Origin of the sequence: Niabella yanshanensis (assembly GCF_034424215.1) — a bacterium.
GTDB classification, from domain to species: domain Bacteria; phylum Bacteroidota; class Bacteroidia; order Chitinophagales; family Chitinophagaceae; genus Niabella; species Niabella yanshanensis.
The window spans coordinates 2,212,178-2,235,606 of record NZ_CP139960.1; the positions used below are offsets into that span (position 1 = coordinate 2,212,178).

Consider the following 23,429-nt stretch of genomic DNA (forward strand, 5'->3'; position numbering starts at 1 on the left):
TGCCTTACTTCTGAAAATCTATTTCATAAACAGATGGCCAGAATTTACCGGTGACCGCTACCCTGCCCGTAGTTGAATCGTAGGCGATTCCATTCATCTCCAATGAACCTGGTTTGCGCGCGGCAACTGCATTAACGATTGAAGTTAAATTGAGTTTAGCTACAACTTCGCCGCTACCTATATCAATTTTTACTATTTCGGGACGGTACCAGATATTCGCATAAAGAAACCCATTGATATACTCCAGTTCGTTTAAACTGTCCCTGATCATTCCATTTTCGGTTACTTTCAGGATTCTGGCAGGTTTATAGGTATCGGGATCAAGAAAGGTGAGATGCTCAGTCCCGTCGCTCATGATAACGCTATTCCCGTCCGTAGTCATCCCCCAACCTTCGGTATTGGCGTAGGTAAATTCGCCGATCTTTTTAAATGTTGTAGCGTCATACACAAACCCTTTCCGATTTTTGTAGGTAAGTTGATACAATTTATTATTGAGAAAGACGATCCCTTCACCAAAATATTTTGACCGGTCTATTTCAATTTCAGGTGTGAAACTGCCGGTAGCCAAATCACTTACACCGATTACCGAACGGGTGAAAGGGTGCTCAGGAGGTGCTCCCCCGCTTTCGTACAGCAAGCCATTGTGAAAAACCAGTCCCTCGGTAAAAAGGGTGGTATCGTGCGGATAAATTGCTGTTGTAATGTATGGGATCACCGGCACCACACTTTCAGGCGGTTGCCCATCACCCTGTTGCCTGTTTTTACAGCCTGCAAGCAGCATAAAAATACTCCATAACCCACTAACACAAATTACAACAGGAAGCCTTTCAAAGCTTCTGCATTTCATCCATTGAAACAATTTAGCAATGTGTGCTGTTATAATTAGCATAATTTAACTACCGGCAAAAGTACAAAAGGATCCTAAGGCAGGCAACCCCAACAACAACCGGCAGTTGATATGTAACGAACAGTTCCAAATTATTTAACTTTGCGAAAATTTTTATAGATGCTCGATTCAATTGAAAGTGCGATTGAAGCTATTAAACAGGGAAAACTGATCATAGCAGTGGATGATGAAGACCGTGAAAATGAAGGTGATTTTATTGCCGCCGCCGGCGCGATTACCCCTGAAATGGTGAATTTTATGGCAACACACGGGCGTGGCCTGATCTGCACACCCCTGCCGGAGGAACGTTGCGACGAACTGGGTTTGGAACTCATGGTAACCAACAATACGGCATTGCATGAAACCGCTTTTACAGTTTCGGTAGACCTCCTGGGGCATGGTTGCACTACAGGTATCTCTGCACACGACCGGTCCAAAACAATTGAAGCATTAAATAATCCTTTCACTAATCCGGCTGACCTTGGCCGCCCGGGGCATGTTTTTCCATTACGTTCTAAAAAAGGAGGTGTTTTACGTCGAGTAGGGCATACCGAAGCGGCTACAGACCTGGCACGGCTGGCGGGATTTCCTTACCCTTACGGAAGCGTATTGGTAGAGGTAATGAATGAGGATGGCAGTATGGCCCGTCTTCCGGATCTTTTAAAAGTGGCCGAGAAATTCGACCTTAGGATCATCTCTATAAAAGACCTGATCGAATATCGCTTAAAAAGCGACTCCCTCATTGAAGAGGTGGTTCGTGTCAACATGCCTACGCAATATGGCGATTTTAAACTGGTAGCTTTTAAAGATAAGAACAGCAACAGCGAACACCTGGCGCTGATCAAGGGTGAATGGGAAAAGGATGAGCCGGTTTTAACCCGTGTGCACTCCTCCTGCTTTACAGGGGACATTTTAGGCAGCCTGCGCTGCGATTGTGGCGATCAGCTTCACACTGCCATGCAAATGGTACAACAGGAAGGCAAGGGAATTATTTTGTACATGAACCAGGAAGGACGTGGCATTGGCCTGATGAATAAGCTAAAAGCCTATAAGCTGCAGGAAGAAGGCATGGACACCGTAGAGGCCAACCTGCACCTGGGCTTCCAGATGGATGAGCGTGACTATGGTGTAGGCGCGCAGATATTACGTCACCTCAATGCTACTAAACTTCGCCTGATGAGCAACAATCCACGTAAACGTGTCGGACTGGTGGGTTACGGGTTGGAAATAGTAGACAATGTACCTATCATTATTTCGCCGAACGAGCATAATGAAAGATACTTAAGTACTAAACGCGAGAAACTGGGGCACGATTTTTAAGTCGACAGCTGTATATATAATTTAAAGAACTCCCGGGATCAACAACCGGGAGTTTTTATTTAATGCAGACAGGGTAAATCCGTTACACTGCAAGATATGTTAACCGCCAAGAAAAGAGGACGCGAAGGATACGCAGAGGTATATATACACAATAATGTGAACTCAAACATAGCGTATGTCTCCAAACTACGCTGCGTTATCTCCGCCTTCCGCGATTAACTCCACCGGGAATATGGTAGCGTCGACTTATTCTTTACAGTAAAACTTGCCATAGGACAGGCCCCGGTTTGAACAATTATTGTACATTCGAAATACTAATCACCCCATTAACGGTAACTATGAGCAAGCCTGCAACAATCGAAGAATATTTAGCAACTATTCCTGCTGAAGCTATTGAAGCGGTCAATAAAATAAGACAGGTTATTCAGAAAGCGGCTCCCAACGCGGAGGAAGGATTGAGTTATGGCATTGGAGGCTTTAAACAGAATGGCAGGTATTTTATTTACTATTCAGGATATAAAAAACACACCAGCATTTACCCCGCACCACGCGGACATGAAGATTTCGAAGAAGAGTTGAGCAATTATAAAGGAGGTAAAGGCACTGTGCAGTTTCCCCTTGATAAATCCTTACCGACTGCGCTGATCAAACGTATCATTTTATTTCGCCTCAGGGAAAACGAAGAAAAAGCAGGTCTGATAAAAAAGAAAAAATCATAAACCGGCATTAGCACCCATAATCTTCTTACGGTGCGTATTGCCCCAGTCGGCCAGGTTAGAGATAACTGCTTTCAGTTTATGCCCGTATTCCGTTAATTCATACTCCACTGTAACGGGTTTAGTGTCCACAACCTCCCGCTTTACCAGTTGATTGGTTTCCATATCTTTCAGCTCGCGGCTCAGCATTTTACCTGATATGCCGGTTACATCCTTTAATATCTCGGAGTAACGTTTCTTCCCAAATCCGAGGGACGCAACAATTGATATCTTCCATTTTCCGCCCAGCACGTCCATGGCATCATGCACCGCCAGGATCGTCTTTTTACAGGCTTCGGGATCGTGTTGTATTTCCATTGTAAGTTACCTTGTTACCTCTTTGTTACCATTACTTTTTGTCACGTGGTGACAAAAGTAAACCAAATAATCTGAACTTTGCTTTTTCAAAAAAGAAATCAATTTATATGGAACTTATAAAACATTTGAACTGGCGGTATGCCACCAAAAAGTACAGTAACAGGAAAGTCCCTGACGCGCAGGTACACCAGATCATAGAAGCGATTAGTTTGTCGGCCTCTTCTGCAGGCCTGCAACCTTACCGCATCTTTTCGGTTTCCAATGAAGCACTCAAAAAACAATTAGGCGAAGGATCTTTTAATACGCAAATAGCAGAATCTTCGCACTTGCTGGTTTTTGCGGCCTACACCTCCATCACCCGGGAACAGATAGCAGCTTATATTAGCTATATGGCCAGAGAAAGAGGTATCCCTGAAGGTGGGATGGCTGACTTTCAAAAATCACTGGAGGGCTTTTTACTGAGCCGTCCGGATGAGGAAAACTTTACCTGGGCAGCAAGGCAGGCCTACATAGCATTGGGGACGGGCATTATCGCAGCTGCGGAATTAAAAGTAGACGCCACTCCAATGGAAGGCTTTGACGGTGCAAAAGTAGATGAGCTTTTAGGCCTGAAAGAGAAAGGATTAAAAAGCGTAGTATTATTATCGCTGGGCTACCGGGACGAAGAAAAAGACTTCCTGGTAAATCTTAAAAAGATACGGATACCGAAAGAAGAATTTGCATCGATCATCGATTAATGTTATCAGCCTCCTTCCCCGGAGGCTTTTTTATACCCTGCTGTTAACTATAAGATTATATAACACACCGGCTTTAGTGCTTATTTGTTTGTTATCTTCGGCTTCTATATTTAAAATATTAACCACCCTTTCAGACAAACGCTTTGTTATGTTGAATAAAAAAAACAGGATTCGCCAGGTGCTGGTGTTGACAGCGCTGCTATTGTGCCTGATAGTTAACGCGCAAACCTTTAAAGTAGCTTCCTACAATTTACGCTTCGACAATAAAAATGATATCGGTAATCTCTGGGAGGACCGTTTACCTTTTGTAGCTAACCTGATCCGTTATCATGATTTTGATGTATTGGGTACCCAGGAAGCTTTGCCCCATCAGTTGGAAGATGTAGTAAAAGCGTTGCCGCAATATGCACGCTATGGAAAAGGCAGGGACGACGGAAGTGACAAGGGGGAGCATTCGGCTATTTTTTATAAAAAAGATAAATTCCGGTTGTTGCAGTCGGGCGACTTCTGGTTATCGGAAACTCCGGATCAACCAGGGTTAGGCTGGGATGCTACCTGTTGCAATCGTATTTGCTCATGGGTATACCTGCAGGATAAAAAATCGAAAAAGAAATTCTACTTCTTCAATGTTCATTTTGATCACGAAGGCAAGGTGGCGCGGCTCGAAAGCAGCAAGCTTATTCTTCAAAAAATTAAAACCATTGCTAAAGGGGCGCCGGTCATCTTAACGGGGGATTTTAACGCGGACAGGACAACGGAACCCTACCAGATCATTGCCAGTTCTGCTATTGTAAGAGATGCTCACAAAGAGGTAAAATACCCCTATGAAAATAACAGCTCGTTCAACGGGTTTAAAAAAGACTTTAAAAGCACGGGAATTATTGACCATGTTTTTATCAGTCAGCAATGGAAGGCCAACAAATGGGGCGTTCTTACCGATACCTATTTCGGAAAATTCCCTTCAGATCATTTCCCGGTAGAAGTAGTTTTAACATTGAAGTAATTACTCTTCCTTTTCGGGTACCGTTTTAGGTACTAAAGGCTCATCTTTTCGCTCTACCGTTACAGGCTGTACTGATTTGCTGGAATCAACCGGCGGTGGCACGCGGTTGGCTTCTCTCTCTGCGCGCTTACGTGCATTGATGAATAGCTCAGGTAGTGTATTGAATTCTTTTTTAAAAGAAATGCCGCCTCCCGTTCTTTTCAATTTAGCGGCACCGGTACTTGAAGTGGTAAGATAATCCAGGTTTTCCCGGTAGAATAAATTCAAACGCAGGCTGCCACTGGCATTCAGCAGCCACTCGGCTGTAACATCCGGTAAAAACTGAACGGTTTGCTGCAGGGTGCTGGATTGCAGGGGCACTTCGAGCGAACTACCCAGCGAAATCACAAAACGGTCTTTAAATAAAGGAACTAACAGGGCCCCGCTTACATTAGCCTGGTTGATATTGAAGTTAGCATTACTGGCTCCTAACACATTCCGGTTATAAACTGAACCACTGAAGTTGAAGCTTACATTTTGTCCTAACAACGATGAAAGCGCACTGTTCAGCTTTTTATTGATCTCGTTAAAAAACAGTCCCGACAAACTTGATATAGTATTGTAGGTAAACTCCATGGCAGCACCGCCTATGCCTATATTGGACACACCTGTTTGCGGCGGTGCAAAGCTGTTGAATACAATCAGGTAAGTTACCTGCCGCGTTACTTCAGTCTGGCTTCTTTCTATTTGTTGCAACGCGTTGGTTACGTTGAAGTCATTATTAAAACGGCTATTGGGATCCAGCTCCAGCTCAAACTTAAATTCAGGTTGAAACAATTGACCCGTTAATACCGCATAGATATATACGTTTTCCCGTGTGTTCGAATAGCTTTGTCCGGGATCGATCATACTGGCCAAGGGTGCGAAGCTTACCCTTTCTGCTTTATACCTTGCCTGTATATTAATATTGGCTTTTAAAGGATCACCCGTCCAGGATATATAGTTTTCCGTTCCTTTAATGATCTCGAAAGGTTTAGGGAAAAAAGATTTGAAGGTATAGTTATAAGTTCCCTCCTGTATATCAAAACGCCCGTTAATCTTTAATTCTTCGTTTGTGCCTGATTGTATATTCAGCGTACCCGCCCCCCTTCCAAATATCTGGTCGCCTGTGAGGTCATCCATCACAAACTTCATCAATACTTTCGGATTAGCGGTCACATCGAGCTCATATTTCATATTGGACTCAGTAGCAGCGTTTGCCAGGCTATCCGACACTTCAACGCCAAACTTTCGCTCTACAAGCCAATCCGGCATTTTTCCTGCCTGGCTGTTGGCCGAGGCAATCGTAAAATTACTCTCTTCCCTGTCTGAAGCAATGGCATCAATCTTCATAAAGCTGTTATCCTCTGAACCTACCAATACAAATGAGCCGGTAGCTTTTACATTGCCATAAAACAATTTGTTATCAGCAACGGTAGTACTCAAAACCTGCACCGGCCGGTTATTACGCGCATCACGGGTTCCTGGCTTACGGGTAGATACTGTAATGTCATAAAACATATCGTCAAATGCGTTGTGCGTAATACCTCCTCTCAAATAAACCGGGTTGCCGGTCACCGTATCTTCCAATACAATACCATTGAGGTTAATTTCATTTTCGCTCAATTCAATGTCCCGGTCTTCAATCTTATAATAACATTGGGTGAATTTCACCTTTAACCCTGCATTTCGTAAACGGCCTTTGCCAACTACTGCCAACTCGTTCAACGGACCTTTTATCTCGAACTTTCCCGTAACATCGCCTGAAATATCTGTAAATAAGGTATTGAGGAAGCGGTCGATATATTTCAGGTCAAAATGCGTGGGTGTTAAGGTGATACTATTTTTTTGCTGCGACTCCTGATCTTTGAGGTGTAAATGAATATCATAGGCCAGGCTTTTATCGTCCGCCCCCAAAGTCTTTCCATCCACCAGTAACTCCTGCGTGGCCATGTCAAAAATTACATTAGCACCCAGGTTGCCAATAGAGTCATTATCGAGCCTGATAGCCTGGCCAACGAAATCCCTGGAACTGATCTTCATGTTCTTTCCGGGATTTTCAATCAGCACGTGCGCATTTACCAACCCCTCGAGCCGGTTACGGGGCAGCAGGTAGGGACCTATATCACCCAGGTTGATTCCTTTTAAAGTGATCGCTGCGTCGTTCCAGCTACCAACATCAGAAGGCATAGTTTCAATCCTTATTTCCTGAGTACTTTCTTTTAGCACCAGTAATCCGTGTGCAGGTGCATTTTTCCTGAATTCCAGCTCTCCCTTGTCTTCTATAGTCCAGGTTTTACTATTGAGCATAAACGAAGAAGGATTGAACCTGATACCCACTCCATTGTTATAGGTATTCACGACAGCATTGAGCCGCGCCTGATCGAGGGCTTTGCTGTTACCGGTGCCAGTAAATATGCTCACTTCGGATACATCGTTATGCGCCTTAATATTGAAGGTTGCCAGTTGAACTTTCAGGCTGTCGGTTATGCCAATATTGGACACACTACCATATAATGTGAGGCTATCATAAGTACCCGAAGCATCAATATCGACATTGGAAAAGTCGAACTGTCTGAATTTAAAGTAGGGCACATTCACATCCAGAAAAAGATTATTAGCTGCAGTATTAATACCTCCGGTAATGCGGCTGTTATCAAATCCCTGTAGGCTACTGTCGATGATGGAGGCAAACTGATTGAAATTGCTGGTTTTAATATCAAAATTGAAAGATTGTTGTGGTACAGCAGCCTGAGGCGCTTTGATATATGCCGGGTAGTAACGGCTTAAAAAGGCGGTAACCGAGTTCGGCAAATCACGTATCTTAAAAACACCATCCACATCTACACTAAACTCATTCGACGCGATGCGTAAATGTTTCGTACTGTCGTTAGTAGTGGAGCTTATTGAAAGCGAATCGAAAGAAAGGGGAAATCCGTTGCGGGTTAAAGAAGCATTTGAAATGTTGGCGTCGCCAAGGAAGTCATCTATGGTATTGCCCGAAAATTCTGCATTCACGCGGCCGGAAAAAGCGATATCTTCTTTAAACAATTGGGTATTATAAAGATTCAGCGTATCAATATTCGCCATGAAATTAAACTCCGGAACTTTCTGACTAAAATCCACCAAACCGTTAAGATTGAGCAAAGCATTGGGGTCATTGGCAATAACCGACCCATCAAAAATTTTTTTATTGAGCTCACCGTCGAGCGTTATATTCTGATACCGGTACTTCCTGAAATCTATATACTTAATACGGGCGTCCAGGGCAATGGCGCCGCTATTAGGCTTAAAGCCCGCCCCTTTTAAAGTAGCATTCAGGCTAACATAACCCAGGTCTTCACTTTTTAATAATGGTCCCAGGTTTAGGCTTTCGGTTGACACCGTACCCGAATAAACAGGATAGGCAGGATTCTGCAATTTTAAATTAAGATCGGCCTTTACCGTTCCTAAACCGGTTTGTATTGTTCCATAAGTTACAAAGTCGTTAATAAAACCGGCAAAGTTGCCGGTAAACATTACAAAACCCAACTTGCTTAAATCGGGATTAGCAATTCTTTTTAAAGGAGGTATAAAGGCCGTAGCATCGGCGTACACCGTTCTAAACTCATTGGCCTTTATATCCAGGTAGGTACTGTTAATTTCCGGCAAACCCGTGATAGAAGCATCGCCCAGAAAATAGGTATTAGCGCCGGCCCTGATATCCAGGTTTTTACCGATCAGAGATGATACGGGTCCTTTTACATTGCCGCTTAGCCTGATCCGTTTCTTCCAGGTTTTCAGATCGGGCGCAAAATACGCAATATCATCGCTGTTGATCTCTGAATGATCAAAACGCCCCTCCATCCTAACCTTCTCTACAAAATCGCTCATATCTCCAAAACGGTCGAATCGCATACTGAAATAATTGCTCAAATGACTATCATTAGTTCTGATATCCAGGTTTTCAAATGTCATTTCCTGTGGGGTAAATTTAGCGTCAGCAATCAGGTGCTTTACTTCAAAGCCACTTCTTTCCCGGGTTTGCAATTTTATGGATGCAGTTATGGTATCCATTTCCCATTTCACATTGCGGAAATCTCCATATATTTTGGAGAACTCAATATGCTTGCCATCGAAAGCAATAGGATCGAGCGGTCTTGACTCGTTATCGCTTTTGAATGTACCGTTTCGAAGACTCAATTCGCTTACCAGTATTTTCCATTTGTTGTCATTCACATCTATGGTACTGGTATCCGTAACTATCGGTTTAGGAACATTCTCTATTTTTCGCGGAGGCCGTTTCCCGTCATAGTCCCTGAGCGCAAAATAAGGCTGATTAATATTCAGTGAGTTGATCTCTATGAGCTTCTTTTTGAAGTCTACATTACGGGAAACCGTATTGAGCGAAGCCAGGGAAAGTGTCATATCCTGGCCGATCCATCCATCCTCCTGTTTTACCCGTATATTTTTAAGATCGACCTCCCTGAGTGCGAGGCTAATTCCATCCTTTTTCTTTTTAGGCGAGGCGGGGGTGGAAAAATAATCCAGCAAAAACTGGTGATCCCATACAGAGTCCTGACGCTGCAAGTGTATATAAGCATCCCGTAAGCCTATATACTGCAGTTCGACGTCCTTCTTAAAGAAAAACCAATCTGTGATGTTGACAGTGATTTCACCAGCGCTTAAAATAGTATCCTTTTGCTGGTCCTGTACCAATACCTGTTGCAGGTTTAGCTTGTTAAATAGAGAAAGATCTATGCGGCCAATTTCTATTTTAGCTTGCAAATCTTTTGACAAACGGGAGGTTACTTTATCGATAAGCCAGTTTTGTACGGGCGGCATTTGTATCAGCACCCATACGGTCGTCAACAGCAAAATAATTGACGCCAGCACGATCAGTAATATTTTTCGAAATTTCTTCAGGAAAGGCTATTCTAAAAATTATTTGTAAAAGTAATTTATTAGGGTGCTACCTGCAAATTTCATGCGTATCTAAGTGTTAATTTTATAATTTTAGCTAATTGTTTTTAATATGATCTTCACTTACCCTATTTCCGGCAACTGTATATGAGCAGGTTTTTTATCTTAATTCCGTTAATCATTGTGGCGCTCCTTCAAAGTAATTTAGCTGATGCCCAGCAATTTGGCGGTAACCCTGCCCGCATGCGATGGCGACAAATAAATACCGATACTGCGCGGGTTATATTTCCGGAAGGATTTGACTCTGTTGCCCGGCGGGTGGCGGCTTTTATTAGCCAGGTATCCCTGAAAGATCAGTTGAGCCTGGGTAAAAAGCTGGAAAAGATAGATATCGTATTACAAAACCAGCCGGTCATCACCAATGGCTACGTGTCGATGGGGCCTTTCCGCAGCGAGTTTTATACTACCCCTTCGCCAGACAACTATGACCCCAGTAGTCTTTCCTGGCTTGCCCAGCTTACAGTACACGAGTACCGGCATGTGCAGCAGTATAACAATTTTAATAATGGCCTGAGCGCGGTTATGAAAAAGCTGTTCGGGCAGGAAGGTTATGCGCTGGCCGTTAATGCCGCTGTACCCAACTGGTTTTTTGAAGGCGATGCTGTATATAGTGAAAGCCTGCTGGCCCCCCATGGCCGGGGTACCCTGCCCTTTTTCCTAAAAGCCTTTCCCGCTTTGTGGCAATCGGGCAAAGATTATAGCTGGATGAAGATCAGGAACGGCTCTTTAAAAGACTATGTGCCCAACCATTATGACCTGGGATACCTGCTCGTAAATTACGGTTCCCGGCAACATGGTTATGATTTCTGGCGCAAGATAACCCGGGATGCCAGCGCATACAAAGGCTTGTTCTACCCGCTGCAAAAGTCAGTTCAGCGGCATTCGGGCATTTCTTACAAAGATTTCAGGCAAAATGCCTTTAATCATTATAAAGCACAGTACCAATTAGAAAATCCCGGAATGTTGGTGGACAGTCTTAATGTATTCGCCAGCAATACAAAAACATTCACCCAATATACATTCCCTTTCCAGCTCTCAGAAACCAGCCTGTTATATCAAAAATCCTCTAATAACCACAGAACCGGCTTTTATATAAAAGGTCCTGAAGGTGAGCGTTTACTCCGTTTGCGTGATATTAGTATTGAAGACCAATATAGCTATCGCAACGGGAAAATTGTTTATGCAGCTTACGAATCGCACCCCCGCTGGCGCTGGGTCAGCTATAACGTTATCAAAGTACTGGATGTAGCAACCGGGCAGCAGCGAACGATCACGCACCAATCGAGGTATTTCTCTCCCGACATTTCGGACGATGGAAAAACGATAGTGACGAATAGTGTTGCCCTGGACGGAAGGTCTGCACTAACTTTCTTAAATGCGGCCAATGGAAGCGTTCTCAGAGCCCTCATTAATGACAGCGTTAATTACTTTTCCAATCCTAAGTTCTTAAATGACAGTACCGTCGTTGCTGTATTACGCAACAAGGATGCTACAACTGCAATAGCGGCCGTAGATGTTTTTAGTGGCAGCATTAAAAATATCACACCACCTTCATCTACTGTAATCGGTAATATTGCTATCAATAACGGTAAGATATATTTCACCGCTTCTAAGCATTTAAAGGATGAATTATTTTATTACGATCTGGCGCAGCAACAACTCTTTCAATTACCAACTCCTGGTGTTGGCAGCTATTTTGCCAGCAGCGATTTCAACAAGCTGAACTGGAGCATGTTCACAGCCGATGGTTTCCAGCTACAACAAACCGACGAAATCCGGGCTAAATGGCAACCACTTTCTATGGATGCCTTTGTCAATAATCAAACCGGTCTGGTAACCGATAGCATTCATGCCTCTGATCAGTTAATGACAGCATCTCCACCCCATGCTGTTCCCCAGTCCTACCGGAAGCTAACGCATCCCTTTAATTTTCATAGCTGGCGTCCCAACTATTCAGACCCTGAATTCAGTTTTACGATTTATGGCAATAATATTTTAAATACTACCGAAACACAATTATATTATGTGTATAACGAAAATGACAGAACGCATACTGCGGGCGGAGCTATTACCTATGGAGGTCTTTTCCCCTATATAAGCCTGGGCTCGAATTATACTTTTGATCGCCGTGCTTTTGCGTCGAACAAGTTAAGGCAGTGGAATGAATGGAATAATTATATTGGTGTAAGTGTTCCGTTAAACTGGACCAGCAACCGCACCTATAAAACGCTTAATATCGGAAGCAACTATTACTATCGTACTGATTTTAATAAAGGTCCCACCAAAAATCAATTTAAAGAATTACAGTTCAGTTACCTTGCCCATGGCATTAGCTGGACACAGCAGGTGCAAACTACGGTTCAGGATATTTACCCGAGGTGGGGATATAGTATCAATACCCAGTTCAGACATGCATTAAATCTTTACGACAGCTGGCAGGGCTATGGGGGTGCTATATTATATTTGCCTGGCCTTTTACGGGCGCATAGCCTGGTGCTAAACGGAGCTGTTCAATATGCAGGATCTGAGCAAAGGGTATTCGGCAACCGCACTGCCTTTGCCAGAGGATATTCCGGCAGAGATTCTGCGGGAATTTACACAGCCAGGGCGAATTATCATTTTCCCGTGTTCTATCCTGATTGTGGATTTGCTAATATTTTTTACCTGCAACGAGTAAGGGCCAATATCTTCTACGATTATACACGGGCTTTCAATAAAAAAGATACACACCAGTCTACACTCCAAAGCACTGGCGCAGAAATTTATTTGGATACCAAATGGTGGAATCAACACCCGTTAACTTTTGGGTTTAGGGCTGGTTCTTTATTGAGCGCTATACCCGGGCAGGATAGAAAGCCTTTTTTTGAGTTTATACTACCAACAAGCTTAATACCGAGGTAAATGAAGTCTGACAGGCTTCAATTAACTGTTTGAGTCCATACAATTTCGTAACTTCAGAAGTGAACACCTATCAAGAACACCTGGTTCCGGGATGCTATTATCATATTTATAACCGAGGAAACAACAGAGAAGCAATTTTTGAAGTGATCAACTGGTTGGGAAGCAAAACTGCGTTTGCTGAATATATTCGGGATTATGAAGCGGGTTTGCAAACCTGACAGGTCAGGCTCGGATTACATACATTTATCCGCTAATCACCCACAATCACACCACTCACATTCCAGGCGCTAAAGCTGCTGCCTTCCCGGGCGCCTTGCGGTATCCGCACCTGTATAGTATGCTTTCCGGCTGACAAATTTCCCAGCTGTACTACAAAAGGATTGGTTACAGTACCAGGGCACCAGTTGGAGCGGCTCAGATCGGAAGAAGACAAACCTGTTGCAAAATTTCCAGATGCCGGATTGAATAACCGGTAAGATCCGCAATCTTCTCTCCAGGGAACCATTTTAAAAATGGTCTTTTCATCAAATAAGATCGTATTTTCTTTGGGCACAAACTCATCACCGTTGCCCCAGCCCCCATGCCCGGTAGTGGTATATCGGAGAACCGCACTACTGATAGCTTCGTTCAATTCAAACTGAACCGTTAATCCCTCTGGCTTATCAAACATAGTAGCATATTCCTGCCCGGCCATTTCCATAATGTTAAGGGTATTAAACAGTGACACCACTTTTTTGGGCGGCTCGTCTCCTCCCCTGTGAACGGTAATAGCGGCGTTTATTTTATGCCCTCCTTTATCATAGTTGCCGATGAATACACCTATATAAACTTCCTTGCCGTCCAGCAGAGAGGCATAAGCTGTTATATCCTGCCTGTAGGGAACCACCTGGTGCCAGTCTTTACCTTTTAACTGAATATGATTATACTGTTTAATTCCGAACGGCGTAAAAAAACGCATTAATTCAATCGCAGGACTATAATCTACCGTGGCTGCTACACCCTGGTATTTTTTGCCGTTTCCATTTTCAAAAACGGGCAAGGTTGATACCCCGTTTTTCAGGCCATCCAGAAAGGATTGTTTTTTATCAACCGGGATTAAGAATACCGTACCCGTTCGATCATAGGCGTCTCCGTTAGACTGCTCCTGTAAGTCTAAAAAAACCGTCTTTGCATCGGCCAGGGAAGGAAACTTGACTTTCTTCACCACAATCGTTCCATTGGCAAATCGCATTACATCCGGCTTGACGGTCGCAGTGTCAGAGAAGTTGATCAGCTGGTCTTTAAACAATTCTATAGTGGTAAAACGATTACGCCAGATTTCGTCGCGATAGCTTAAAAGATCAAACAGCCTTGGCTTGATAGAAGCAAACCGGGATGGATTTGTATAGGCAGTTTTCTTTACCTCGTCAGCGCTCATTACAAAATTGCCGTTGCGAATCATTTCCAATACCAGTCCCAGGTTTTGGCCTAATACAGTTGGCGCGCCCTTTACAGGCAAATCGCTTGTGTACCAAAACTCGATGGTATTGGAATTGACAACCGTTTTTGCTTTTTTACAGTTGTAACCCAATATTTTTTTGTTTCCTTCCTGTAATTCAATTTGCTGATTTTTTATGGCAGTAGAATCGATAGTGGCGATACAATTTGCATGATCGAGTAGAGTATATAATTGCTGTGAAAGATTAGTTCTGTTAACCAATGAAACCTCCAACGGGTATTTACCTTCTCCCTTAAAATCCTTTTCATTGGTAATGAGCGTCTGCCGCGCATTTGTAAATACTACAATCCTGTTCTGGTTAGGCGATGTCTTTCCATTGACTGAAGAAGTATAAGTGATCCGATAAGTATTATTATCAGACTGAAAGGGAATTTGCCCTACAGCTAATGATGTATATAATGTAAAGGTGACGATACCAATTATTAAGCGTAGCGGCTTCATACTTTTTTAATCAAATGTAGTGTACCGGCAGCGAATTTCTGCCGGAGGACTTTTTAAAATAATGAGCGGGAAAGTGAAACTTCCGGTACCGCGCGTGAGGACACGCGCATGGCTGCTTAACAAAATGCAGCACAGAAATAATATAGCCATTATTCAGAGCTCTGAGCTTCGACATCCCTACTAAAACCCAGCGTGTGACGAAACGCGACTAGACCATAGGGCGACCCGCACTGTGGCTACTTTTGCTATTTGAAGTTATCCGTTAAAATAATAATCCCGGCAGACCAATAACTACCGGGATTAATTTATCTATAAATTTATATAACTACAACGACGCCAGCGCTTCTCTCAAGGCAATGATCTTCTCTTCCGCATCGGCCTTCTTCTTTCTCTCTATATCCACTACTTCAGGTTTGGCATTCTGCACAAAACGTTCGTTACCCAGCTTTTTCTCAACTGATGCCAGGAATCCCTCCAGGTAAACGATATCTTTCTCTAATTGCTCCTTTTGAGCGGTTGTATCTAATTCGGTTTGGGTCTCAATAAACAGCTTGTCTTTTTGAACCAGGACGTTGATACATTTTTCGACAGCGGCATCTGTGAAAGCTATTCCTTCCGCATTTACCTGTTTTTCTAAAATACTAAATAATGCTTCGTAATCGCCGCGGTTCTCAGCCTGGATATATAGCTTAATGGACTCTTTGTTTTTAATGCTGTTCTTCACCCGCGCATCTCTTACAGCACTGATCACATTTTTCAATATTTCTCCCTGTGCAATGATTTTGCTATCAACAGTCCCTGCGACATCAAACTGTTTCACGGACAAGTCATCTCTTTGCTGCCTTAACTGATGATAAATTTCTTCAGTAATAAACGGCATATAAGGATGCAACAACTGCAAGAGTTCTTCGAAAAATCCAATAGTAGCCTGTAATTTACTGTTGAGCGTTGCGCCCCCAAACTCAGGCTTTTGCCATTCCAGGTACCAGCTGCAGAAATCGTCCCATATCAGCGAATAAATTGTTTTCAGCGCTTCACTTAATTTGAACTCTTTTAACAAGCGCTCAACCTCTATCCTTGCTTCGTTGATACGATTGCGCATCCATTGGGCCGCAAAGTCATCATTTGTATTTTTATCATCCTGCGTCACGCCGTTCGGATTTTCCTCCCACATCTTTACCAGCTTCAGCGCGTTCCATATCTTATTATTAAAATTGCGCCCCTGCTCCAATGAAGCTTCATCAAACAGCAGGTCATTCCCTGCCGGGGCGGCAATCATAATACCAAAGCGTACCGCATCTGCTCCATATTTATCAATCAGCTCCAGCAGATCTGGCGAATTACCTAAAGACTTAGACATTTTACGACCCAACTTGTCGCGCACCATACCTGTGAAGTATACATCCTTGAACGGAATTTCTTTTTCATATTCCAAACCAGCCATTACCATTCTTGCTACCCAGAAGAAAATAATATCCTGCCCGGTTACAAGTACCGAAGTCGGGTAGTAGTATTTCAGTTCCTCGTTGCCTGGCTCCGTAACACCCTTAAACACCTGCGATGGCCATAACCAGGAGGAGAACCAGGTATCCAGTACATCACTGTCCTGACGAAGATCATCGATAGTCCATTGACTACCCGACAAACTGCTAAATGCTTCATCTTTGGTTGCGCCTACAACGCAGGCGCCATCTGGCGTGTACCAGGCAGGTATTTGCTGCCCCCACCATAACTGGCGGCTGATACACCAATCCTTAACATTTTCCAGCCAGTGTTTGTACGTCGCTAAGAAGCGGTCACCCGGATGAATTTTGATATCGCCTTCTACCACTGCTTTAAGCGCCGGCTCAGCCAGCTCTGCCATTTTCAAAAACCACTGGGTAGAGATTTTTGGTTCAACTACCGCATTGCTTCTTTGTGAGAAACCATTCTTATTATTGATATCCTCTGTTTTCACCAGGTTACCCGATGCTTCCAGATCAGTTGCGATCTTTTTGCGAACGTCAAACCGGTCTTCTCCAATATAAAGCTGCGCAGCATCGCTTAAAGTACCGTCATCGTTTAAAGTATCAATAACTTCCAGATTATGCTTTAACCCAAGGTTATAGTCATTGATATCATGTGCAGGTGTGATCTTTAATGCACCTGTACCAAATTCCATGTCTACATACTCATCAAAAATCAACGGGATGCGACGATTAATCAACGGCACAAAGGCATAAGCACCCTTCAAATGCTGGTATCGCTCATCATTAGGGTTTACACAAATAGCAGTATCGCCCAAAATAGTTTCCGGGCGCGTAGTGGCGATAGTGATGTAGTCATTTACCGGTTCCTCATTACCCGCAAAAATGGCAAAATCAATAACTTTTGGTAACTTTGTATTAACAGGAGTCGTTTCGGACGTGTGAGAGAAGGATTCCGCTTCGACGGAAGGCATAGCTCGCCTGTTTGTAAGGGAAGATTCTAAACCAGTCTTCCCTTTCATTTTACGCATCGTTACAAGGCTTAGCTCTTTGCGCCCGGTTCTTATTTCTTCCAGGTAGATGATAGTACCATCATTCAATTGCTTTGAATAAGTAATCGTTTCTTTTCCCTGATGAGTAACACCGGAAGCCATTATTTCATCGGGCTGGTTTAACACATCAATGATTAATTCAAAATCGCTTTCTGTTATTGCCAATTGGCCCCTGCTCTCTTCAATACTTTCGTTCCCGTGGTTATTAATTACATGATTAAAGCTGCTTCTATCAATAGTGTGTGTATATTCTGCCGTAATTTCTACACCTGTAAGTTGCGTCAAAAACAATGCACCTTCTTCTGTTACATTACCAATAATGGTTTTTTCTATTGAGTTGGATTTGTCAGTTTTTATTTTATTCAGAAAATTCTTAACCGTAGATTTTGCTTTGTTCAATAAATCTGTCAAGGTCCAGTACTTTGTTGCCGGCTCGCCCAAAGCGTCAAAAGATTGCTGATCCAGCTTATAGCGTACATAATACAGCTTGCTCTGCACCTCACGATACTCCACTTCTTCATCGCTTAAAGCAGTTTTAGCAACCGGGTCCCAGTTGATCATACGGGCGCCGCGGTATATCATTCCTTTTTTATACAGGTCTACGAATACTTTTATTACGGCGTCATAATAATGATCGTCCATTGTGAAAGTCACGCGGCTCCAGTCTACGCTACAGCCCAGGCGTTCAATCTGGTTATAAATAATACCACCATATTTATCCTTCCATTCAAATGCATATTTGAGGAATTCGTCCCTGGTTAACGTATTCTTATCGATGCCTTTTTCACGCAGCATCTGCACCACTTTAGCTTCAGTAGCAATTGAGGCATGGTCGCTGCCCGGTACCCAGCAGGCATTAAAGCCGGTCATTCTGGCCCTACGCACCAAAATATCCTGGACAGTTTCATTCAATGTGTGCCCCATGTGTAAAACACCGGTTACATTGGGAGGTGGAATGACCACTGTAAAAGCAGGCCTGCCATCCGGCTTACTTTCAAAATATTTTTGTTCTTTCCAACGATTGGTCCAAAGCTGCTCAACCTGTGCAGGTTCAAAATTTTTCGATAATTGCATAAGGGTGCAAATTTACTGCTTTTATACTTGTTGGGAAACTAGAAAACAGGGTTTATGAGCGTTAAAGCTGGCTAAAAATCTACTCTGTATAAGCGGGTACCGTAATATTAGTATCGAATGTTTACACCGCCATTTAAGCTTCAAAGCGCAGCCCGGAGGGAAAGGATTCGTTGCCCAAAAAACTCGTAAAAGTAAAACGAGGTGTTTTAAAAAAAAGTGTATACAAAAACCTGCTATCGAAAAAAAATAAAAATACGGCTCGTAACACCAACGAAAAACCTCCTGTAGCTAACAGGAGGTTCGATTGCAAAGATATTTAATAAAAACATCAGCCTTTAACATCCGCTGCTAATCCTGCAGCGGTAAAGTCCCTGTTTAAACGCGCGATATTTGTGATCTCAATTTCTTTTGGACAAACGGCTTCGCAGGCACCTGTATTAGTACAGCTACCAAAACCTTCTTTATCCATTTGAGCCACCATTGCCAGCGATCGTTTATTTCTTTCTGTCTGTCCCTGCGGTAATAAAGCCAGGTGAGAAGTTTTTGCCGAAAGGAATAATAAGGCTGAAGAGTTTTTACAAGCGGCTACACAAGCGCCACAGCCAATACAGGCCGCTGCTGCAAACGCTTTATCTGCATTATCCTTGTTAATAGGAATAGCATTACCATCCACAGTTACACCAGTATTTACAGAGACATAGCCACCTGCCTGAATAATGCGATCAAAAGAAGAACGGTCTACCACCAGGTCTTTTACAACCGGGAAGGCATTGGCTCTCCATGGCTCCACCACAATAGTATCGCCATCTTTAAATGCACGCATGTGCAGCTGGCAGGTAGTGGTACCTTGCCATGGACCATGCGGACGACCATTAATATACATAGAGCACATACCACAAATACCTTCGCGACAATCATGGTCAAATGCGATAGGCTCTTTTCCTTCGTGTATCAATTGCTCATTTAAGACGTCAAACATTTCCAAAAAAGACATTTCAGAGGAAATATTCTTTACCTGGTAAGTTTCAAAACCACCTTTACTTTTCCCGTCTTTTTGTTTCCACACTTTTAAAGTGAGGTTCATATTGTAATGTTCCATATATGTAACTATCTTAACGTTGTTCAAAAATATCTATCTCAATATCCAGTTGGACGTTTGTCCTGTGTAATAAAAATACTTATCCAGAACTAACAGGTTGATGATGCGCTCCTGCTTCGTATTTTGAAACTGTCGCACATACTCGTTGGCATTTTTAATAATTGCCATCGCCTGTTGAGGATGATTGATATAATAGTCCAGTTTCTCTTCCAGATCAGAGTAATCGTCTTTTATACAAATATAGTGCTGATCCGGGATCAGCCGGCCTTCCATAAACCAGGTTTCATATTTAGCGCGGGGCATTACCGCAATACTTGATGACGACATTACCCACTTTAAATTGGTAGCCACATCAAACCCTTCCAGACTAAGCACAAATTTGTATTGAAGCTGTTCGGGTATCGACATGTAGGGTTTTACCCATTCATCATACCCGCCCCTGGGACACACATGCCCTAAATCACACAGCGGATGTTCAAAATACATCTTATAAAAAGCGGCCCGGTGGGGTTGTTCCACTGCTCCCCTGCTGATTAGTATATTTTTTTTATTCCCGAAAGGAATTTCATCTTCCACAAACCTGTAATGCCGGGTCCTGTCCAGTTTTAATACGACAGAGTTCTCGTTCGCCTTAACCGGCCTGCTTTTGATGATCGAAGGGGAATCCGGTACATAAGTGATATCGCCAAATACGTAATTCAACCTCAACTCCGGCTTATAATAAATCAGGTATTCTAAACTATCATGATGATAAGTTGAAAATTTATCGGGCTTCTCCAGCCTCTTAAATGTTTCTATCGCAGGAGCGTCATTGCCTATTGGCGTTATAGTTTCTAATTTGTTGTAATAGTTAACCCGGTCTTTCAAATATTCAATATCGAACTGCGAAATATCTTTTAATACCGCATTAATATTCTTTCTGCCCCCCAATAACAACCTGGTGTGATTGGAATAGGCATTGAAATAATAAACCGGCTTAAAAGTTTTTTTTATTCGCATGAACAGGCTATTACTTATAGTTTCTCTGAGACGGCTTGATCACCTCGTAATCAAGCGGCTCTTTCACCAGCTCCCAGTTACTTTCGCCGTTGTATTTCCACGCAGCCACGTGCATGAATGCTTCGTCATTACGCAATGCTTCTCCATCTTCTGTCTGGCTCTCTTCGCGGAAGTGACCACCACAACTTTCTTTACGCTCTAATGCATCTTTGCACATTAATTCTCCCAATTCAATAAAATCGGCTACACGATTGGCCTTATCGAGTTCAGGATTCATTTCGTGGATGCCACCAGGTATGCGCACATTGCTCCAGAATTCTTTCTTAAGCGCCTGTATCTCTGCAATAGCTTCCGTTAATCCCTGCTCGTTACGCGCCATTCCACATTTCTCCCACATGATCTTACCCAAACGTTTGTGGAAACTTTCAACAGACTGCGTCCCTTTGATATTCATCAGCTGGGTGATGCGTGCATTCACCGCGGCCTCCGCTTCAACAAAAGCCTTATCTGTAGTAGGTATGGGCTTCACCGCAATTTCATCAGCCAGGTAATTTCCAATTGTATAAGGCAGAACGAAGTAACCGTCGGCCAGTCCCTGCATCAGTGCAGAAGCGCCTAAACGGTTGGCGCCGTGATCACTGAAGTTGGCCTCACCCAGGCAATACAAACCTTTTACCGAAGTCATCAGTTCATAATCTACCCAAACACCTCCCATAGTATAGTGCACCGCCGGGTAAATACGCATTGGGACTTCGTAGGGGTTTTCACCGGTAATTTTTTCGTACATATCGAAAAGGTTACCATACTCTTCCTTCACCACTTCTTTACCTAATCGTACCAGGGTTTCCTGGTCGGGATTTTGGATACCCTGTTTATTGGCTTCTGTTCTTCCGTATTTATTGACCAGGTTATACTTAAAATCAAGGTAAACCGCCTGTTTAGTAGTACCTACACCATAACCCGCATCACATCTTTCTTTAGCCGCACGCGAAGCCACATCACGAGGTACCAGGTTACCGAAGGCCGGGTATCTCCGCTCCAGGAAATAATCTCTTTCTTCTTCAGGTATATCGTTGGCTTTGCGGTTATCATTTTGCTTTTTAGGCACCCAGATACGACCATCATTTCTCAGTGACTCTGACATCAGTGTCAGCTTACTTTGGTGATCGCCCGAAACAGGGATACAGGTGGGATGAATTTGTGTAAAGCAAGGGTTCGCAAAATGCGCACCTTTTTTATGGGCTTTCCATGCTGCGGTTACGTTACTACCCATTGCGTTGGTAGAAAGATAAAAAACGTTCCCGTATCCACCGGAAGCCAGTATTACTGCATGTCCGAAATACCTTTCCAACTGACCTGTGATCAGGTTGCGAACAATGATACCACGGGCTTTACCGTCAATCATTACGATATCCAGCATTTCGTGGCGGGTATACTGCTGCACATTACCTAAAGCCACTTGCCTTTCCAAAGCCTGGTAAGCGCCTATCAATAATTGCTGACCGGTTTGACCGGCAGCATAAAAAGTTCGTTTTACCTGTGTACCGCCAAAAGAGCGGTTATTTAACAAACCACCATACTCACGGGCAAAAGGTACACCCTGCGCCACACACTGGTCAATAATGTTTACACTCACTTCGGCCAGGCGATGAACATTAGCCTCACGCGCGCGGTAATCACCGCCTTTGATGGTATCATAAAATAAACGGAAAACAGAATCCCCGTCGTTCTGATAGTTTTTAGCCGCATTGATACCACCCTGCGCAGCAATAGAGTGCGCCCTGCGCGGAGAGTCCTGGAAACAGAAAGCCTTTACCCTGTAGCCCAACTCACCTAAAGAAGCGGCTGCAGATGCCCCGGCCAAACCGGTTCCCACCACGATGATCTCTAACTTTCTTTTGTTAGCAGGGTTTACCAGCTTACAATGACCTTTATAATCATTCCATTTGTCTTCCAACTTACCCTCGGGTATTCTTGAATCAAGCATAATTCAATTTATGATTTGAGTTTTATAATTTGAGTTTTACCTCAAATACCACTTTCTTTTTTCAGAACTGTAATACTACCAGGCCTTATATTAACTGATCCAGCCGGCCAGGAAGCTGATAGGCATTAAAATAAACGCACCACAAACGATGATAGCAAAGCTCCAGCCTACCACGGTCAATATATTGATGTATTTGTGATTAGTTACTCCAAACGTACGAAATGCGCTCTGGATACCATGCACCAGGTGCCAGAACAAAGCAATAACACCTAAAATGTATACAACAGAAATCCAGGGGTAACTGGTAAACTTGTATAACATTTCTCCATACAAATCATGAAATTCTTTAGCGCCCGGAGTGCCCGCGTCAACGATCTGGTGGGTTGACATATCAATATACATCTGCCCCAAACCGCCGAAACGTGATGGAATCCAGAAATCGATCAGGTGTATTACCAGAAAAATAAGGATGATAGAACCTAAAATACCCATGGCGCGGCTATACCATTTGCTTCCCCGGTTACCCATCGGAATAGCATATCCAACCTTACGTTTGCTGCGATTTTGTATCTCTAACGCCAAACCCTGGATAATATGCAATAAGAAAAACACAAACAAACCGATCTCTAATACCCGGGGCACTACATTGGCACCCATGAAATGTGCTGCTACATTAAACATTACACCTCCGTCGTTTGCCCAGATACAAGCATTCAAACCGGCATGAACCAGTAAAAAAGCTACCAGGAAAAGACCGGAGAGCGCCATCGTTATTTTCTTTCCTACACTCGACGTAAATAGTTGAGACCAGTTCATATAAGCTAAATCTAATTAGTGAATGGCGCAAAAGTAACGCAGAATTATCAATTCCATGACAAAAAAATGACGGAAACGATTGCGCTGTGGAATTTCG

14 protein-coding genes are annotated in these 23,429 nt (G+C 43.3%); 5 read left to right on the forward strand and 9 right to left on the reverse strand.

Annotated elements, in window-relative coordinates; genetic code table 11:
- Positions 1-4: 4 nt before the first annotated feature.
- On the reverse strand, positions 5-889 hold the full coding sequence (locus U0035_RS08935) for a glutaminyl-peptide cyclotransferase (RefSeq protein WP_114789647.1): 885 nt from the start codon (positions 887-889) through the stop codon (positions 5-7).
- A 117-nt stretch (positions 890-1,006) separates the two neighbouring features.
- Here U0035_RS08935 and U0035_RS08940 point away from each other — a divergent pair, with 117 nt between their 5' ends.
- Positions 1,007-2,206 (forward strand): bifunctional 3,4-dihydroxy-2-butanone-4-phosphate synthase/GTP cyclohydrolase II, encoded by a 1,200-nt coding sequence (locus U0035_RS08940; protein ID WP_114789648.1) that lies wholly within the window; start codon positions 1,007-1,009, stop codon positions 2,204-2,206.
- Positions 2,207-2,544: 338 nt separating this feature from the next.
- A complete protein-coding gene (locus U0035_RS08945; RefSeq protein ID WP_114789649.1) occupies positions 2,545-2,925 on the forward strand; it encodes an iron chaperone in 381 nt (126 codons plus the stop codon).
- On the opposite strand, the gene U0035_RS08950 is transcribed toward U0035_RS08945, so the two are convergent.
- Positions 2,920-3,279 (reverse strand): winged helix-turn-helix transcriptional regulator, encoded by a 360-nt coding sequence (locus U0035_RS08950; protein WP_114789650.1) that lies wholly within the window; start codon positions 3,277-3,279, stop codon positions 2,920-2,922. The genes U0035_RS08945 and U0035_RS08950 overlap by 6 nt on opposite strands.
- Before the next feature lie 107 nt (positions 3,280-3,386).
- Between U0035_RS08950 and U0035_RS08955 the strand changes: the two genes are divergently transcribed.
- The gene (locus tag U0035_RS08955) at positions 3,387-4,016 is read left to right on the forward strand and encodes an NAD(P)H-dependent oxidoreductase (RefSeq protein ID WP_114789651.1); all 630 of its coding nucleotides are present in this window, start codon (positions 3,387-3,389) and stop codon (positions 4,014-4,016) included.
- Positions 4,017-4,164: 148 nt separating this feature from the next.
- Positions 4,165-5,019: an endonuclease/exonuclease/phosphatase family protein gene (locus U0035_RS08960; RefSeq protein WP_114789652.1), complete on the forward strand. Its 855-nt coding sequence runs from the start codon at positions 4,165-4,167 to the stop codon at positions 5,017-5,019.
- On the opposite strand, the gene U0035_RS08965 is transcribed toward U0035_RS08960, so the two are convergent.
- On the reverse strand, positions 5,020-9,912 hold the full coding sequence (locus U0035_RS08965; RefSeq protein WP_245957619.1) for a translocation/assembly module TamB domain-containing protein: 4,893 nt from the start codon (positions 9,910-9,912) through the stop codon (positions 5,020-5,022).
- 174 nt (positions 9,913-10,086) lie between these two features.
- On the opposite strand from U0035_RS08965, the gene U0035_RS08970 reads away from it, so the two are divergent.
- Positions 10,087-12,900: a hypothetical protein gene (locus U0035_RS08970; RefSeq protein ID WP_114789654.1), complete on the forward strand. Its 2,814-nt coding sequence runs from the start codon at positions 10,087-10,089 to the stop codon at positions 12,898-12,900.
- Positions 12,901-13,150: 250 nt separating this feature from the next.
- Here U0035_RS08970 and U0035_RS08975 read toward each other — a convergent pair whose 3' ends face one another.
- From U0035_RS08975 to U0035_RS09000, 6 genes are all read right to left on the reverse strand, one after another.
- The gene (locus U0035_RS08975) at positions 13,151-14,839 is read right to left on the reverse strand and encodes a PNGase F N-terminal domain-containing protein (RefSeq protein WP_114789655.1); all 1,689 of its coding nucleotides are present in this window, start codon (positions 14,837-14,839) and stop codon (positions 13,151-13,153) included.
- Positions 14,840-15,164: 325 nt separating this feature from the next.
- Positions 15,165-18,431: a valine--tRNA ligase gene (locus U0035_RS08980; RefSeq protein WP_114789656.1), complete on the reverse strand. Its 3,267-nt coding sequence runs from the start codon at positions 18,429-18,431 to the stop codon at positions 15,165-15,167.
- 328 nt (positions 18,432-18,759) lie between these two features.
- Complete coding sequence (locus U0035_RS08985; protein WP_114789657.1) at positions 18,760-19,530, reverse strand: succinate dehydrogenase/fumarate reductase iron-sulfur subunit; 771 nt, start codon at positions 19,528-19,530, stop codon at positions 18,760-18,762.
- Positions 19,531-19,563: 33 nt separating this feature from the next.
- Positions 19,564-20,529: a glycosyl transferase family 90 gene (locus U0035_RS08990; protein WP_114789658.1), complete on the reverse strand. Its 966-nt coding sequence runs from the start codon at positions 20,527-20,529 to the stop codon at positions 19,564-19,566.
- A 10-nt stretch (positions 20,530-20,539) separates the two neighbouring features.
- Positions 20,540-22,516, reverse strand: coding sequence for a fumarate reductase/succinate dehydrogenase flavoprotein subunit (locus U0035_RS08995; protein WP_114789659.1), 1,977 nt, complete (start codon positions 22,514-22,516; stop codon positions 20,540-20,542).
- Between the two features lie 90 nt (positions 22,517-22,606).
- The gene (locus U0035_RS09000) at positions 22,607-23,332 is read right to left on the reverse strand and encodes a succinate dehydrogenase cytochrome b subunit (RefSeq protein WP_114789660.1); all 726 of its coding nucleotides are present in this window, start codon (positions 23,330-23,332) and stop codon (positions 22,607-22,609) included.
- Positions 23,333-23,429 lie beyond the last annotated feature (97 nt).